Genomic DNA, 14,866 nt, shown 5'->3' on the forward strand with positions numbered 1-14,866 from the left:
GGGACACTGCCGTGACTTTCTCCAGCGCGGTCCGCAGGGCCGGCGTCATCGTGGCGATCGCCGCACTCGCGGCCACCGCCGGATGCGCCAAGAAGGAGGACGGTGAGACCCAGGCGAGCGGGGTCAAGCTCGTCGAGAAGGGCAAGCTCACCGTCTGCACCCACCTGCCGTACGCGCCGTTCCAGTCCAAGGACAGCGCCGGCAAGGTGGTCGGGTTCGACGTCGACGTGATGGACCTGGTCGCCAAGGACCTGGGCGTCGAGCAGAAGATCGTCGACACCCCGTTCGAGGGGATCAAGTCCGGCCAGGACCTGAACACCGGCAAGTGCGACGCGGCGGCCGCCGGCATGACCATCACCGAGGAACGGCAGAAGGTCATGAACTTCTCCGATCCCTACTTCGACGCGACGCAGGCCCTGCTGGTCAAGACCGGCAAGGCGTACAAGTCGCTCGACGACCTCAAGGGCAAGAAGGTCGGCGTCCAGGCCGCCACCACCGGCCGCGACTACGCCAAGAAGTTCGAGAAGGAGAAGGGCCTCCAGCTCGTCGAGTTCGAGGACCTCGCCGCCGAGCAGCAGGCCCTGGCCAACGGCCAGATCGAGGCCGCCATCAACGACCTGCCGGTCTGGACCGAGTACATCAAGGAGCACCCGGGCGGGTTCGAGGTGACCGCCGAGTTCGACACCGGTGAGCAGTACGGCTTCTCGGTGAAGAAGGACGGCAACCCCGAGCTGCTCAAGAAGATCAACGAGGTGCTCGCCAAGGCGAAGCAGGACGGCACCTACGACACGATCTACGAGAAGTGGATCGGCAAGAAGCCGAACGCCTGAGCCACCCACCCGGCCGGAGGGCGCGCGCCCCGCGCGCGCCCTCCGCACCTGCCTAGGAGCGCCGAACCGTGAAGCTGCGACGCCGCCAACGGGAGCGGCTGTCCCTCTGGCTCCAGTACCTGGCCTTCGTGGCCGTCATCGCCGTGGTGATCCTCGCGGCGGACTGGGGCCGGCTGAGGGAAGCGTTCTTCCGCGTCGACATCATCGAGTCGATGTTCCCGACGATCATCACCGTCGCGCTGCGCAACACGATCCTCTACACGCTGGGCGCGTTCGCCTTCGGCCTCGTCTTCGGCACCGTCCTCGCGCTGATGAGGCTGTCCCGGGTCGCGCCCTACCGCTGGGTGGCCACGGCGTACATCGAGCTGTTCCGGGGCCTGCCCGCGCTGCTGGTCCTCTTCCTCGTCGGGTACGGCATCCCGATCGCCTTCCCCGAGCGGGAGATCCCCGGCGGCGTGTTCGGGTCGATCACCATCGGTCTGGGGCTGACCGCGGCGGCCTACATGGCCGAGACCATCCGGGCCGGCATCCAGGCCGTGCCGAAGGGGCAGATGGAGGCGGCGCGCACCCTCGGCATGTCGCACTTCACCGCGATGCGCACCATCGTCATCCCCCAGGCGTTCCGGATCGTGATCCCGCCGCTGACCAACGAGCTGATCCTGCTCACCAAGGACTCGTCGCTCGCCTACGTGCTCGGCGTGACGGCGCAGACCATCGAGGTGACCAAGTTCGGCCGGGACACGCTCAACGACCGGGTGAACGCGACCCCGCTGCTGGTCGCCGGCCTCACCTACCTGATCATCACCCTGCCCCTGTCCCAGGTGGTACGCCGCCTCGAACTCCGCTACGCCAAGGCTCGGTGATCCCATGACGACCAGCCAGTCCCAGCCCACCGTCGAGATCCGCGACCTGCACAAGTCCTTCGGCCCGCTCGAAGTGCTCAAGGGCATCGACTTCGAGGTGGGCCACGGCGAGGTGGTCTGCGTCATCGGACCGTCCGGGTCCGGCAAGTCGACCCTGCTGCGGTGCGTCAACCTGCTGGAGGAGCCGACCGCCGGGAAGATCTGGGTGAACGGCACCGAGATGACCGACCCGGACGTCGAGATCGACGCGGTGCGTCGCGGCATCGGCATGGTCTTCCAGTCGTTTAACCTCTTCCCGCACCTGACCGTGCTGGACAACCTCACCGTCGCCCAGCGCCGGGTGCTGCGGCGCGGACGCGCCGAGGCCGAGCGGATCGCGCGCGCCAACCTGGACCGGGTGGGCCTGAGCGACAAGGCCGGCGCGTTCCCGGCCCAGCTCTCCGGCGGGCAGCAGCAGCGGGTCGCCATCGCCCGGTCGCTGTCGATGGACCCGAAGCTGATGCTCTTCGACGAGCCGACCTCCGCGCTCGACCCCGAGCTGGTCGGCGACGTCCTGACCGTCATGCGCAAGCTCGCCGAGGACGGCATGACCATGATGGTGGTGACCCACGAGATGGCGTTCGCCCGGGACGTCGCCGACCGGGTCGTCTTCATGGACGGTGGGGTGGTGGTCGAGCAGGGGCCACCGCAGGAGGTGCTGGGCGCGCCGCAGCACGAGCGGACCCGCTCGTTCCTCTCCCGGGTCCTCGACCCGACCCACGTCGCGCAGCTCGGTCGGCCCGACGAGGCCGCCGAGTGATGTCGTAACCACTGTCTAGGCTCGGGGCATGGCAGATCCGTTCCGGGTGCGCGTCACCGTCCGCGGCTACGAACTCGACACGCAGGGCCACCTGAACCAGGCCGTCTACCTCCAGTACGGCGAGCACGCCCGGTGGGAGTGCCTGCGCGCCGCCGGCATCGCGCAGGACCGGCTGCTCGCCGGCGGGGTGGGTCCGGTGGCCCTGGAGGTCACCGTGCGCTACCTGCGGGAGCTGCGCGGCGGCGACGAGGTGGACGTGTCCTGCGAGTTCCGCTGGGGCGAGGGGAAGACCTTCCAGATCGTCCAGGAGCTCACCCTGCCGGACGGCACCCAGGCGGCCACGATCACCGGGGTGGGCGGCCTGCTGGACCTGGCCTCCCGGCGGCTGGTGCCCGACCCGCGCGTGCGGTTCCGCCAGCTGGCCACCGACCCCGTGCCCATGAACCTCTGATGGAGCTGGAGTTCAGCGGCGAGGTGTGGTTCTGGCGGGGGCCGGCGCCGTGGCACTTCGTCACCGTCCCCGACGAGCTCTGCGCCGAGCTGGAGGCGGCCTCGGCGTCGGTGACCTACGGCTGGGGGATGATCCCGGTGACCGCGCGGATCGGCGCCACGGGCTGGCAGACGTCGCTCTGGCCGAAGGACGGGCGCTACGTCGTGCCGCTGAAGACGGCGGTGCGCCGGGCCGAAGGGATCGCGCTGGGCGACCGGGTGGACGTCCACCTGGCCGTGGCGCGCTGACCGGTCGACGGGAGCGGGAGCGGATGGATCTGGCGGACGCGGCGACGCTGCTCGCCCGGGCGCGGCGGCTGGTGGTCTTCACCGGCGCCGGCATGTCGGCCGAGAGCGGCATCGCCACCTTCCGGGACGCCGGCACCGGGCTCTGGGCGCGGTTCGACCCGCGGACCCTCGCCACCCCGGAGGCGTTCCGCGCCGACCCCGCGCTGGTCTGGGGCTGGTACGAGTGGCGGCGGGCCGCTGTTCGGCGCGCCGAACCGAACCCGGGGCACCGCGCCGTGGCCGCCATGGCGGCCCGCATCCCGGACACGGTGGTGGTCACCCAGAACGTCGACGACCTGCACGAGCGGGCCGGCTCCGCCGCGCCGGTCCACCTGCACGGCAGCCTGTTCGCGCCGCGCTGTTCGGCCTGCGCCGCGCCGGCGCCCGTGCCCGACGGCGCGGCGGAGCCGGGGGAGGGCCGGCGGCTGGCACCGCCCCGCTGCGAGCGCTGCGCCGCCCCGGTGCGACCCGGGGTGGTGTGGTTCGGCGAGGCGCTGCCGGAGCGGGCCCTCGAGGCCGCCGTCGAGGCGGCGTACCGCTGCGACGTGCTGCTCACCGTCGGCACGTCCGGGCTGGTGTATCCGGCCGCCGAGATCCCGCAGGTCGCGGCCCGCGGGGGCGGGACCGTGATCCAGGTCAACCCGGAGGAGACACCGCTGGACGCGGTGTGCGCCGTGAACCTGCACGGACCGGCGGCCGCGGTGCTCCCGGCCCTCGTGCGGGCCGCCTGGGGCGACGCCGCAGGGGTCTGACCGGGCGCCGGGCCAATCACCGGAATCCCCGCACCGCTTCCACCGCGCCGCCTACCGTCGGCGGAGGCGACCGGTCGGTCGGGTGACGGAGGGGCGACGAACGTGGGGCGGGACGGGGAACGGCGGCGTCCGGCGTGGCCCCGGCCGCCCGGTCCGGCGCCGGCCGGGCGGCGGGTGACGCCGTTCGAGATCTTCTTCGACCTGGTCTTCGTCTTCGCGCTCACCCGGATCATGGCGCTGATCGGGCCGGAGCCCACCCCGACCACCATGGGTCAGGGGCTGATCCTGCTCGTGCTGCTCTGGTTCGCCTGGTCCTCGTACACCTGGCTGGGCAACCAGACGCGGGCCGAGGTCGGCGTGGTGCGCGGGGGGTTCCTGGTCGCGATGGCGGCGCTGTTCGTGGCCGCGCTGGCCATGCCGGAGGCGTGGACGCCGGGCTCGGGACTGGACGGCCCGTTGCTCGTGGCGCTCGCCTACGTGCTGCTCCGCGCCATCCACCTGGCGCTCTACCACTGGGCGGCGGCCGGCGTGCCGGGGCTGCGGGCGCGGATCCGGTTCTTCGCGGCGGTCAGCGTCGCCGGCTGGGTTCCGCTGCTGGTCGGCGCGCTGCTGAGCGGGGCGGCGCACGCGGTGCTGTGGGTGGTGGCGTTCGTCGTCGAGATCGGCGGGCAACGCCTGTCGTACGCGCGGCGCGGCACCTGGCCACTGCGCAGCGCGAGCCACTTCACCGAGCGGCACGGCCTGGTCCTGATCATCGCGCTCGGGGAGTCGGTCGTCGCGGCCGGAGTCGGCGCCGCGTCGGCGGTGACCACGCTGCCGGTTCTCGGCGTGGCGCTGGTCGGCTTCGCGGTCACCGTCAGCCTCTGGTGGCTGTACTTCGACCGGGTCGCGCCGGCCGCCGCGGGAGTTCTCGCGGCCGCCACGGGGGACCGGCGGGACCACATCGCCGCGGACGCCTACAGCCAGACCCACCTGCTGCTGATCACCGCGGTCATCTACCTGGCGCTCGGCATCGAGCAGGTGCTCGCGCACGTGGCCGGGGCGCACGGCGGCGACGGGCACGCCGGGGAAGCCAGGCTGAGCTGGTCCGCCTCGGTCGCCCTGTACGGCGGCGCCGCCCTCTACCTGGGCGGCCGGCTCCTCTTCCTGCGGCTCACCGGGCAGCCGGTCCCGCCCGCCCAGCCGGCCGTGGCCGTGCTGACCCTGCTCCTGCTGCCGCTCGGGGTGCTGCTGCCGCCCGCCGTGGCGCTCGGCGTGCTCAACCTGCTGCTGCTCACCGCGGTGGTCGTGGAGCGGCGGTCCGGGCGACGCCGGACGGCCACCCGTTCCGCCCCCTCCTGAGTGGCGGATATCGAATGATCAACGACTTCTCCGGACCGGGTTTGAAATTCCCGCGAACCGGAGAAGTGCTGGTCGCGCGGGCAGGGTGGCCCGCGCGTTCACGGGAGGTGGCCATGTCACGGAGACTGCGGGCGACCGCGCTGGCCGGGGTGCTCGCCCTGGCCGTCAGCGGCTGCGGCGGGGTGGGCGGCGGAGGCGACTCCGGCGGCGGGGGCGCCAAGGGCAGCGGTGCGCTGAGCACCATGGGTTTCGGCCTGTCCGACGAGATCGCGAAGACGCGGGTGGACGCCTTCAAGAAGGACCACCCGGACGTCCAGCTGAACATCACCGAGGGCGCCTTCGACGAGCAGCAGTTCCTCTCCGCGGTGGCCTCGGGCAACCCGCCGGACCTCGTCTACATGGACCGCAAGCTGATCGGCACGTACGCCAAGCGCGGCTCGATCCAGCCGCTGACCGACTGCGTCGAGAAGCAGAAGATCGACCTGGGGCAGTACCGGCAGGCCGCCAAGGACCAGGTCACCCTCGACGGCACGGTCTACGGCATCCCCGAGTTCTCCCAGGTGCGGGTGCTCTACCTCAACGAGGCGCTGCTCAAGCAGGCCGGTCTCACCGCCGACGACGTGAACCTCGCCGACTGGGCGGGCCTGTCCGCGGTCAGCGCGAAGCTGGCCAAGGTCTCCGGCGGCCGGCTCAGCCGGATCGGCATCGACCCGAAGATCCCCGAGTTCCTGCCCATGTGGGCCAAGGCCAACGGCGCCGAGATGATCTCGGCCGACGGCGCCAAGGCCAACCTGACCGACCCGAAGGTGGTCGAGGCGCTGACCACCGGCGTGAAGCTCATCCAGGACCAGGGCGGCTGGGGCAAGTTCAAGTCGTTCCGGGACACCTTCGACTTCTTCGGCGCCGAGAACCCCCTCGCCAAGAACCAGATCGCCGCGTGGCCGATGGAGGAGTGGTTCCTCAACCAGGCCGCCAAGAACAGCCCCAAGGCCGAACTCGTGGTGAAGCCCTTCGTGGACCGGCAGGGCAAGCCGCTGACCATGTCCTCCGGCCAGGCGTGGGTGATCACCAAGGGGGCGAAGAACCCGGAGGCGGCCTGCGCCTTCGTCAAGCAGATGACCGCCACCGACACCTGGTTCGCCGCCGCCAAGGCGCGGGCCGAGGCCCGCAAGGCGGCCAACCTGCCGTTCACCGGCGTCTGGACCGGCAACACCGCCGCCGACAAGAAGATCTTCGACGAGCTGTACCAGCCGACCGGCAACAAGCGCTTCGACGACGCGGTGGCCACCATCCGCGAGGCCCAGGACGCGGCGTTCGCCATGCCCGCCTCGCCGGCCGGCGCGGAGTTCGACAAGGCGTGGACCGACGCCGTGAACCGGGTGCTCTCCGGTCAGGCGCAGCCGGCCGAGGCGCTGGCCCGGGCCCAGCAGGAGGCGACCGCCGCGCTGGACAAGGCCGCGGGCTGACCCCGGCCATGGCCACCACCGTCACACCACCCGTCCCGGGCCGGCGGCGCCGCACGCCGCTGGCCCGGCGGGAGGCCCGCTGGGCGTACGTCTTCCTGGCGCCCTGGATCGTCGGGTTCCTGGTGTTCACCGCCGGTCCGATGGTCGCCAGCCTCTGGCTCAGCTTCACCGAGTACGACGTCATCAACGCGCCGCGCTGGACCGGGCTGGACAACTACCGGCAGCTCGTGTCGGACCCGCAGGTGGCGCGCAGCCTCGGCAACACCGTCTACTACGCGGCGCTGCACGTGCCGCTGGTGATGCTGATCTCGCTCGGGCTGGCGCTGCTGCTCAAGCGGGTCGGCCGCTGGCAGGGCTTCTTCCGTACGGTGTTCTACCTGCCGGTGATGACCCCGGCGGTGGCCGTCGGCATCCTCTTCCTGCTGCTGCTCAACACCCAGGACGGGCTGATCAACCGCGGCCTGGCGGTGTTCGGGATCGACGGTCCGAGCTGGACCACCGACCCCGACTGGGTGATGCCCGGCATCGTGCTCATGAGCCTCTGGAGCCTCGGCTCCACGGTCATCATCTACCTGGCCGCGTTGCAGAACGTCCCCCGTGACCTGTACGAGGCCGCCGACCTCGACGGGGCCGGCGCGTGGGCGCGGTTCCGGCACGTCACGTTGCCGATGATCTCCGGCTCGCTCTTCTTCACGTTGATCGTCAACACCATCGCGTCGCTGCAGATGTTCACCGAGGTCTACACCATGTACTTCGGGAACCGGCAGACCCAGGGCTCGTTCAGCAGCGACGCCGCCTCGTTCTATGTGATCCACCTGTTCCGGGAGGCGTTCCAGTTCCTGCACATGGGCTTCGCCTCGGCGATGGCCTGGCTGCTGTTCCTCATCATCCTGATCATCACGGCCGTGCAGGTGAAGCTGAGCAACCGGTTCGTCTACTACGAGGGGGAGGACCGGTGACCACGACGAGTCAGCCGGTGGGCACCGGCGTGGCGACCGCCGTGGTGGCGCCGGCGGCGCCACCCCGACCGGCGGCCCCGGAGGACGGTCGGCGACCGCGCTGGCAGCGGATCCTGTTCGTCGTCGCCCTCGTGGGCGCCGCGGTGATCTTCATGGTGCCGTTCGTCTGGCTGGTCAGCGCGTCGCTGCGGCCCCGGGAGTACGTCTTCGCCCCCGGCCTGCTGCCCACGCCGTTCGCCCCGGACAACTACGCCCAGGCGTGGCAGGCCATGCCGCTGCTGACCTGGCTGTTCAACAGCGTGGTGGTCGGGGTGGCGGCCGCCGCCGCGGCCACCCTGTCCAGCGCCTGGGTGGCGTTCGGGTTCGCCTACTTCCGGTTCCCCGGCCGGAACCTGCTCTTCGGCCTGGTGCTCGCCACCATGATGCTGCCGTTCGCGGTCACCATGATCCCGACGTACCTGATCTGGAACCGGCTCGGCCTCATCGACACCCAGGTGCCGCTCTGGGCCGGCAACCTCTTCGGGTCGGCGTTCTACATCTTCCTGCTGCGGCAGTTCTTCCTCTCCCTGCCCCGGGAGTACTTCGAGGCGGCCCGGGTCGACGGGGCGAGCTATCCGCAGCTGTTCTGGAAGTTGGCCTTCCCGCTGGTCCGTCCGGCCCTGCTGGTGGCGTTCGTCTTCGAGTTCAAGGCGAGCTGGACGGACCTCATCAAGCCGCTGATCTACCTGCGCAACGAGCAGCTCTACACGCTGCCCCGCGGGCTCAAGGTGATCCTCGACCGGTTCGGGTACGGCGGCGAGCAGCAGTGGGAGATCGTCCTCGCCGGCAGCGTGATCGCCACCGTACCCATGATCATCCTGTTCTTCCTGGCCCAGCGGCACTTCGTGGAGGGCATCGCGACCACCGGCCGCAAGGGGTGACGGTGATCAGCCCGCCGGCTCGTCGAGGAAGGCGAGGGTGACCGCGGCGAACAGCGGCGAGGTGAAGATGTTGTAGTGGGTGAGCCCGGGCAGGATCGCCAGCGCGTGCCCGCCCTTGGGCCGGCCCTCGTTCCCCCAGCCGCCGTCGCGCAGGCCGCCGTCGAGCAGCCGGAACACCTCCACGTAGTGGCTCGGCGGCGCCATGTCGGCGTCGGCCGCGACGATCAGCGTCGGCACCCGCAGGTCGCCGACCTCGTCGGTCAGGTCGAAGTCCTCCGCCATGAGCGCGCCGATCTTGTCGAGCAGCCGGGAGAAGTCCTCCGGGCGCGGCGCCACCCGCTGGTAGAGCTGGTACATCGGCGTGTCCGTCATGAACTCCGCGGCGGCCCCGGTCACCTGGCCCTGCTGCGCCCGCATCTCCGGGTAGACGGCGTCCGACCGCACGTGCGCGGACGCCGCGACGAGCCGGCCGAGCTTCTCCGGGTGGGCGACCGCGGCGCGCAGCGCCACGCCGCCGCCCAGCGAGTAGCCCACCAGGTGCGGCCGGTCCAGCCCCAGGTGGTCGATGAGCGCGGCGATGTCGTCGGCCATCGTGCGCAGGTCGAGCGGGCGGTCGACGTCGGCGGTGCGGCCGTGACCCTGGAGGTCGACGGCGATGACCTGGTGCCGCGCGGCCAGCGCGGGCAGCACCGGCCCGAACATCTCGCCCGACCCCAACCCGCCGTGCAGCAGGATCAGCGGGTGCCCGGCGCCGTGCGTCTCGTAGTAGAGGTTGATGCCGTTGACCTCGGCGTACCGGCCGGTGCCCTCGACGTCCGTGGTCCAGTCAGTGGCGGTCACGCTGACGCTCCTCCCGTGCCCGTTCGGCGGTGGCGACGTGGACCCCGACGGCGCGGCCGCGAGGTCACGGACTGCGGCCCCACCCTACGCAGGCGGTGGCGTCGGCCACGGCCCGCCGCGCCGGGTCAGGAGAAGTGCGTCCGCGGCCGGGGCAGGCGTTCCCCGTCCACGACCAGGTCGACCTTCTCGTTGTAGAAGGCGACCAGCCCGGCGATCGGCAGCAGCGCGGCGGTGGGGAAGTCGTACGACCAGGCCAGGTCCGGATGGAGCCGGTCGCCGGCGCGCACCGACCACCAGCCGCTGGTGCGGCCCTTGTACGGGCAGGCGGTCCGGGTCCGTGACGGCACCAGGTGCCGGAAGCGCACGTCGGTGCGGCTCAGGTAGTAGCGGGTCGGCAGGCCGGTCTCGAAGACCAGCACCGGCGAGGTCGACTCGGCCAGCACCGTCCCGTCCAGTTCCACCCGGACGTGGCGGGTGGAGCGCAGCGCGTCCACCCGGGCGTACGGGTTGCGCGGATGGACGAAGACCTCCTCGTCCTCCTCGAACCAGGCGTCCAGCGCGGCCCAGTCGAACCGGATGGTGTCGGCCAGCCCGGGCGGCGCGCCGGCGCCGTACCACCGGGCGCAGGCGGCCCGGGCGAACTCGCCGACCCGCAGCCCGTGCAGCCGCGCCGCGCCGAACGCGGTCTCCTCGGTGCGTCCCTCGTCGACCAGCAGGTCCTGCCGGACGTCGGCGGCGGGGACGTAGTACTGCGGGTAGGGCGGCCACTCCCAGACGTACCGCGCCCGGCCGGTGTCGAGCACCGTCTCGCCGGCCAGAAAGGCGCGGATCCGGCGGGGCGCCGGCTCGATCCGGCCGACCTCGGCGGCCGGCTCGGGGAACTCGGGCACCTGTCTCTCCTCTCGGTGCGACCTGCGGCGGACGGTTCAACGAGCCGATGTGACCTCAGGCACCTTCGGCGACGGCGGGAATGATGTCGGCGCCCGGTGATTTGCTGCCAGGTGTGACCACTGCGCAGTCCTCACCCGCCCCGACCGTCGAGACACCCGGCGACCTGATGAGCCGCGGGCAGCAGCTGCGCCTCGTGCTGGTTCTCGGCTCGCTGATCGCGATCGGGCCGCTGACCATCGACATGTACCTGCCCGCGCTGCCGGCCATCACCGCCGACCTGGAGACCACCTCGGCGGCCGTGCAGCTCACCCTCACCGGGACGCTCGCCGGGCTCGCCCTCGGCCAGTTGCTGATCGGCCCGCTCTCCGACGCCGTCGGCCGGCGCCTGCCGCTGCTCGCCGGGATCGCCCTGCACATCCTGGCCTCGCTGCTCTGCGTGGTGGCGCCGACCGTCCAGGTGGTCGGCGCGCTCCGGGTGCTCCAGGGGCTGGGCGTCGCGGCCACCTCGGTGGTCGCCATGGCCGTGGTCCGCGACCTGTTCAGCGGCGCCGCCTTCGCCCGGCTCTTCTCCCGGCTCATGCTCGTGATGGGCGCGGCCCCGATCCTGGCGCCCACCCTCGGCTCCGGGCTGCTGCGCTGGTCGGACTGGCGGGGCGTGTTCGTGGCCCTCGCCGTCTTCGGCCTGCTGCTGGTCGTGGTCGCGGCGGTCGGGCTCCGGGAGACCCTGCCGGCGGAGCGCCGCCGCCACGGCGGCCTCGCCGCCGTGGGCCGGGACTACCGCGCGCTGCTGCGGGACCGGACGTTCGTCGGGCTCGTCCTGGTCGCCGGGCTCGCCATGGCGGCGCTCTTCGCGTACGTGGCCGGGTCGTCCTTCGTCTTCCAGGAGCGGTACGGGCTGGACGAGCAGCAGTTCGGGCTGGCGTTCGGCGCCGGAGCGGTCGGCCTCATCACCGCCACCCAGCTCAACGTGCGGCTGCTGCGCCGGTACACCCCGCAGCGGATCCTGGTCACCGCGCTCGCCGTCGGCACCGCGGCCGGGCTGGTGCTGCTGACCTTCGCCGCCACCGGCGTCGGCGGCCTGGCGGCCGTGCTGGCCTCGCTGTGGGTGGTCCTCGCCGCGGCCGGGCTCGCCATGCCGAACGCGCCCGCCCTGGCGCTGTCCCGGCACGGGGAGGCGGCCGGCACCGCCGCCGCGCTGCTCGGCGCCGTCCAGTTCGGCGTGGGCGCGCTCGCCGCGCCGCTGGTCGGCGTGCTCGGCACCGGCAGCGTGGCGATGGCCGCGGTGGTCGCCGGCGGCATGGCGGTGGCCCTGGTCGTGCTGCTCACCGTGGTCCGGCCGGCGCGGCTGGCCGAGGTCGAGCCGGTCGCGGTCGCCGTCGCCGCGCACTGACCGGCGCCACCGGCCCGCGGTTTCCGCCTCGGTGGCCGATCGGCGGATAGGGTCGGGAACCGTGCGGACCAAGCAGGAGCTGGGGGCGGCCATCCGGGGCGGGCGGCGGGCGGCGCTGGTCGTCAACGCCCACTCCCGCCGGGGCCGCCGGCTCTACGAGACCGTCCACTCCCGACTGCGCGCCGCCGGCTTCACGCTGCTCGGCGCGTACCCGGTCGACCGGCCCGGCGAGCTGGACCGGGTGCTCGCCGAGGCCGCCGGCCTCGGGCCGGACCTCCTGGTCGCCGGGGGCGGCGACGGGACCATCGGCGCGGCCGCCCGGCTGCTCGCCCACCGGGACATGGCGCTGGGCCTGCTGCCGCTGGGCACCACCAACAACTTCGCCCGCACCGTCGGTGTCCCGCTCGACCTCGACGCCGCCGTCGGGCTGCTCACCGACGGCAAGGTCATCGACGTGGACCTGGGGCTGATCGGCGACACCCGGTTCACCAACCACGTCGGGATCGGGCTGTCGGCGGACATCATGCTGACCGCGCCGCCACGGCTGAAGCGGGTGGTGGGCCGGCTCGCGTACCCGCTGACCGCGCTGGGGCTGCTGGCCCGGCACCGGCCGCTGCGGGTCACGGTGCGCGCCGAGGGGCGGGAGCACGGCTTCGACACCCACCAGGTGTACGTGGCCAACGGCGGTTTCCACGCCGGCCGCCCGATCACCGCCGACGCCAACGCCGACGACCGGCTGCTGGTCGCGTACCCGGTCGGCGGGCCGAGCCGGCGCGGCCTGCTGCGCGAGACGGCGCGCAACGCGGCGGCCGGGCACCGCCGTACCCTGGGCGACAAGCCGTTCCTGGCCGTCCGGCAGCTCTGGCTGGAGACCGACCGGCCCGCGCGGATCGAGGTCGACGGCGAGCCCTACGGGGAGACGCCGGTGCGCATCGGCCTGGACCCGAACGCGCTGCGCGTGATGGCGGCGGCGGACAGTCCGGACCGCTGAGCGGTCAGTCCCGGCGGTCCTCGTCCGGGGTCGGGATCTCCTGGTTCTGCTCCACCGCGTCGGCCGGCGTGACGTCGTCGCGCACCGCGTCGGGCAGGCCGGTGCGGTCACTGGGCGGGACCAGCACGCCCTGCTCGGCCAGGTCCGCCTCGCTCGCCTCGGGCACCGCGTCCGAGATCGTGTCCGGCGGCCCGACCACCGTCTCGTCCTGCCGCTGCTCCTGCGCGTCGGCCTCCGGCGGCCGGCGCAGCGGCTCCTCGTCGCCCACGCTCATCGCCCGCCGCCCGTCACTGGCTGCGCTGGACGAACGGCGCGGTCTGGTCGGCCACCTCGCCGTACTCCGCCGGGAGCTGGGCGACCACGTCCGCGTAGCCGGCCGGGTCGACGGCGTCGCGGAGCACGTCGAAGACGGCCGTCACGCCGTCCTTGGCCCGGTCCACGTCGATGTCGGCGCGCCCGCTGACCTGCTCCACGAAGACGTCGAGCCCGAACCGCTCGCCGGTCTCGCTGCCGCCGAACGCGTACGCCCGCAGCGCCTCGGGGAGCCGGTCGGCCAGATCCCGGGCCTCCCCGCCGTCGATCCGCTCCGCCAGTGTGGTCAACGTGGCCCGCGTGACGGCCGTGGCCTGCTCCGACGACATGCCGCAGCGCTTCGCGACCGCGCCGATGAACTCGTCCTGGTCCACCTCGACGCCTCCCTCTCGGCTGGAGGAAGCCGTGTTCCCGCGCGCCGCCGCCGCAAACGACCCGCCCGCCGGCCTCCGCCGCGGTGGTGCGGCCGTCAACGGTAGACGTGCACCGGGGTGCCGACGCGGATGGTGGTCCAGAGCCGGTCCATCGCCCGGAGCGGCACCCGGACGCAGCCGTGGCTGGCCGGATAGGTGGGCACGGAACTCGCGCCGTGCACCGCGTAGCCGCGGTGGAAGTAGTTCGGCCGCCACAGCAGGCCCAGGTCGCTCTGCCGCCAGTCGTCGATGCGCCGCCCCACCGTCCAGTCGCCGGTCGGTGTGGGGGTGCTGGCCTTGCCGCTGGAGGCGTCCAGGATGCGGACCACCGCCCCGCCCTTGGCCAGGTAGAGCACCTGCCGGGTGAGGTCGGCCTCCACCGAGTAGCCGGGGTGGGTGTACTTCGGCTTCGGGACGACCGGCCGGTCGAGCGCCGCCCGCGTGCGCGGTCCCACGATGCCGTCCCGGACCAGCCCGTTGACCTTCTGGAAGGCGACGACCGCGTGGTGCGTCGACGGCCCGAAGATGCCATCGACCCCGCCTACGTCGTAGCGCAGGGCGGTGAGCCGTGCCTGGAGCGCGCTGACCGCCGCGCCCCGGGAGCCCTGCCGCAGCGTCGGCTGGCCGGCGGCCGCGAGCGTGACGGCGGCGCCGGTGGCCGGGCCGGAGGCCGAGGCGGGGGCGGCCGCGACGGGGGTGGCCGGTACGGCCAGGCCGGCGACCAGGAGGGCCGTCCCGAGCGCGGCGTGCGCGGCGGGGCGGCGGTGGCGAATGGCGTGTGGTGAGACGGGACGCATCGTCCCTCCCTTCCGAGGTCCTACCCGGACGCTAGTTCGGAAGGCGGGGAGAGGTGCCCCTTCGTCCGGTTTCCACCCGGTCAGGCCACCCGGGGTGCGGGCGGGGTCGGCAGGACCGCGCGCCGGGCGGTGCCCGACACGTCGCCGGTGCGCTCCACGGACGGCTCCGGGACCGCGGCCGCGCTCTCGCCGGCGGCCGTCCCGGGACCGGCCGCGTCGTCCCCGGCGGCGGCGACCCGGACGGCGGTCAGCAGCGCGAGGAGCCGGTCCACGTCGTCGGTGGGCATCCGGAACGAGCCGCGGCACAGCGTGCCGTTCCACAGCGACAGCACCACGGCGCCGCGGTCCGGGTGGTAGCTGACCCGCAGCGTCCGGTCCTCGCCGCGCAGGTCGGTGAACAGGTCGCCGAAACCGGGCATCGGTCGCACCTCTCCCATCCACCCAGGATGCCCGGTCGGCGGGCCGGCCGGAAGGGCTCGCCGTGCCGGTCTGCCGGGCCGGGGGTAGCGTGCTCGGCGGACGCGC

Annotated in this window: 18 protein-coding genes; 12 read left to right on the forward strand and 6 right to left on the reverse strand. The window is 73.0% G+C overall.

All coding sequences use genetic code 11. From position 1 onward, the window contains the following. The first annotated feature begins 11 nt into the window (after nucleotides 1–11). The 10 genes from FXF50_RS02880 to FXF50_RS02925 all read left to right on the forward strand — a co-directional run bounded on the left by FXF50_RS02880 (nucleotide 12) and on the right by FXF50_RS02925 (nucleotide 8,707). Nucleotides 12–830 carry a basic amino acid ABC transporter substrate-binding protein gene (locus FXF50_RS02880; RefSeq protein WP_091306358.1) on the forward strand — a complete coding sequence of 273 codons (819 nt, stop codon included), beginning with the start codon at nucleotides 12–14 and terminating at the stop codon, nucleotides 828–830. A 68-nt stretch (nucleotides 831–898) separates the two neighbouring features. Then, nucleotides 899–1,693, forward strand: coding sequence for an amino acid ABC transporter permease (locus FXF50_RS02885; RefSeq protein ID WP_148425599.1), 795 nt, complete (start codon nucleotides 899–901; stop codon nucleotides 1,691–1,693). A 4-nt stretch (nucleotides 1,694–1,697) separates the two neighbouring features. Beyond that, the gene (locus FXF50_RS02890; protein WP_148425600.1) at nucleotides 1,698–2,492 is read left to right on the forward strand and encodes an amino acid ABC transporter ATP-binding protein; all 795 of its coding nucleotides are present in this window, start codon (nucleotides 1,698–1,700) and stop codon (nucleotides 2,490–2,492) included. Between the two features lie 28 nt (nucleotides 2,493–2,520). Then, nucleotides 2,521–2,943, forward strand: coding sequence for a thioesterase family protein (locus tag FXF50_RS02895; RefSeq protein WP_148425601.1), 423 nt, complete (start codon nucleotides 2,521–2,523; stop codon nucleotides 2,941–2,943). After that, on the forward strand, nucleotides 2,943–3,230 hold the full coding sequence (locus tag FXF50_RS02900; protein WP_148425602.1) for a DUF1905 domain-containing protein: 288 nt from the start codon (nucleotides 2,943–2,945) through the stop codon (nucleotides 3,228–3,230). The genes FXF50_RS02895 and FXF50_RS02900 overlap by 1 nt, the downstream gene beginning before the upstream one ends. A gap of 23 nt (nucleotides 3,231–3,253) precedes the next feature. Further along, the gene (locus FXF50_RS02905; RefSeq protein WP_148425603.1) at nucleotides 3,254–4,021 is read left to right on the forward strand and encodes an NAD-dependent deacylase; all 768 of its coding nucleotides are present in this window, start codon (nucleotides 3,254–3,256) and stop codon (nucleotides 4,019–4,021) included. Nucleotides 4,022–4,195: 174 nt separating this feature from the next. After that, the gene (locus FXF50_RS02910; RefSeq protein ID WP_255509852.1) at nucleotides 4,196–5,362 is read left to right on the forward strand and encodes a low temperature requirement protein A; all 1,167 of its coding nucleotides are present in this window, start codon (nucleotides 4,196–4,198) and stop codon (nucleotides 5,360–5,362) included. Between the two features lie 113 nt (nucleotides 5,363–5,475). Beyond that, the gene (locus tag FXF50_RS02915; RefSeq protein WP_148425605.1) at nucleotides 5,476–6,828 is read left to right on the forward strand and encodes an extracellular solute-binding protein; all 1,353 of its coding nucleotides are present in this window, start codon (nucleotides 5,476–5,478) and stop codon (nucleotides 6,826–6,828) included. Between the two features lie 8 nt (nucleotides 6,829–6,836). Beyond that, nucleotides 6,837–7,787, forward strand: a complete 951-nt coding sequence (locus FXF50_RS02920; RefSeq protein WP_091306381.1) for a carbohydrate ABC transporter permease — start codon at nucleotides 6,837–6,839, stop codon at nucleotides 7,785–7,787. Next, entirely contained in the window at nucleotides 7,784–8,707 is a 924-nt protein-coding gene (locus FXF50_RS02925; protein WP_255509853.1) for a carbohydrate ABC transporter permease, read from the forward strand. Before FXF50_RS02920 ends, FXF50_RS02925 begins: the two co-directional genes overlap by 4 nt. 6 nt (nucleotides 8,708–8,713) lie before the next feature. Here FXF50_RS02925 and FXF50_RS02930 read toward each other — a convergent pair whose 3' ends face one another. Continuing rightward, complete coding sequence (locus tag FXF50_RS02930; RefSeq protein WP_255509866.1) at nucleotides 8,714–9,484, reverse strand: alpha/beta fold hydrolase; 771 nt, start codon at nucleotides 9,482–9,484, stop codon at nucleotides 8,714–8,716. A 188-nt stretch (nucleotides 9,485–9,672) separates the two neighbouring features. Next, complete coding sequence (locus FXF50_RS02935) at nucleotides 9,673–10,437, reverse strand: DUF427 domain-containing protein (RefSeq protein ID WP_148425607.1); 765 nt, start codon at nucleotides 10,435–10,437, stop codon at nucleotides 9,673–9,675. Between the two features lie 167 nt (nucleotides 10,438–10,604). On the opposite strand from FXF50_RS02935, the gene FXF50_RS02940 reads away from it, so the two are divergent. Together FXF50_RS02940 and FXF50_RS02945 are read left to right on the forward strand one after the other, a co-directional pair. Further along, nucleotides 10,605–11,828, forward strand: a complete 1,224-nt coding sequence (locus FXF50_RS02940; RefSeq protein WP_148425712.1) for a multidrug effflux MFS transporter — start codon at nucleotides 10,605–10,607, stop codon at nucleotides 11,826–11,828. Nucleotides 11,829–11,889: 61 nt separating this feature from the next. Continuing rightward, entirely contained in the window at nucleotides 11,890–12,819 is a 930-nt protein-coding gene (locus tag FXF50_RS02945) for a diacylglycerol kinase family protein (RefSeq protein ID WP_148425608.1), read from the forward strand. Nucleotides 12,820–12,823: 4 nt separating this feature from the next. On the opposite strand, the gene FXF50_RS02950 is transcribed toward FXF50_RS02945, so the two are convergent. The 4 genes from FXF50_RS02950 to FXF50_RS02965 all read right to left on the reverse strand — a co-directional run bounded on the left by FXF50_RS02950 (nucleotide 12,824) and on the right by FXF50_RS02965 (nucleotide 14,760). Continuing rightward, nucleotides 12,824–13,093, reverse strand: coding sequence for a hypothetical protein (locus tag FXF50_RS02950; protein WP_148425609.1), 270 nt, complete (start codon nucleotides 13,091–13,093; stop codon nucleotides 12,824–12,826). A gap of 13 nt (nucleotides 13,094–13,106) precedes the next feature. Then, a complete protein-coding gene (locus FXF50_RS02955; protein ID WP_148425610.1) occupies nucleotides 13,107–13,505 on the reverse strand; it encodes a DUF2267 domain-containing protein in 399 nt (132 codons plus the stop codon). A gap of 95 nt (nucleotides 13,506–13,600) precedes the next feature. After that, complete coding sequence (locus FXF50_RS02960; RefSeq protein ID WP_148425611.1) at nucleotides 13,601–14,341, reverse strand: L,D-transpeptidase family protein; 741 nt, start codon at nucleotides 14,339–14,341, stop codon at nucleotides 13,601–13,603. A gap of 80 nt (nucleotides 14,342–14,421) precedes the next feature. Then, entirely contained in the window at nucleotides 14,422–14,760 is a 339-nt protein-coding gene (locus FXF50_RS02965) for a hypothetical protein (protein ID WP_148425612.1), read from the reverse strand. Between the last annotated feature and the right edge of the window lie 106 nt (nucleotides 14,761–14,866).

Source organism: Micromonospora sp. AP08 (assembly GCF_008085935.1).
GTDB lineage: Bacteria > Actinomycetota > Actinomycetes > Mycobacteriales > Micromonosporaceae > Micromonospora > Micromonospora chersina.

What these genes read in the sequence shown, in the direction of transcription:
- FXF50_RS02890 (WP_148425600.1), top strand. Translation starts at nt 1,698, where the DNA reads ATGACGACCAGCCAGTCCCAGCCCACCGTCGAGATCCGCGACCTGCAC.
- FXF50_RS02895 (WP_148425601.1), top strand. Translation starts at nt 2,521, where the DNA reads ATGGCAGATCCGTTCCGGGTGCGCGTCACCGTCCGCGGCTACGAACTC.
- FXF50_RS02900 (WP_148425602.1), top strand. Translation starts at nt 2,943, where the DNA reads ATGGAGCTGGAGTTCAGCGGCGAGGTGTGGTTCTGGCGGGGGCCGGCG.
- FXF50_RS02905 (WP_148425603.1), top strand. Translation starts at nt 3,254, where the DNA reads ATGGATCTGGCGGACGCGGCGACGCTGCTCGCCCGGGCGCGGCGGCTG.
- FXF50_RS02915 (WP_148425605.1), top strand. Translation starts at nt 5,476, where the DNA reads ATGTCACGGAGACTGCGGGCGACCGCGCTGGCCGGGGTGCTCGCCCTG.
- FXF50_RS02920 (WP_091306381.1), top strand. Translation starts at nt 6,837, where the DNA reads ATGGCCACCACCGTCACACCACCCGTCCCGGGCCGGCGGCGCCGCACG.
- FXF50_RS02940 (WP_148425712.1), top strand. Translation starts at nt 10,605, where the DNA reads ATGAGCCGCGGGCAGCAGCTGCGCCTCGTGCTGGTTCTCGGCTCGCTG.
- FXF50_RS02950 (WP_148425609.1), bottom strand. Translation starts at nt 13,093, where the DNA reads ATGAGCGTGGGCGACGAGGAGCCGCTGCGCCGGCCGCCGGAGGCCGAC.
- FXF50_RS02960 (WP_148425611.1), bottom strand. Translation starts at nt 14,341, where the DNA reads ATGCGTCCCGTCTCACCACACGCCATTCGCCACCGCCGCCCCGCCGCG.
- FXF50_RS02965 (WP_148425612.1), bottom strand. Translation starts at nt 14,760, where the DNA reads ATGCCCGGTTTCGGCGACCTGTTCACCGACCTGCGCGGCGAGGACCGG.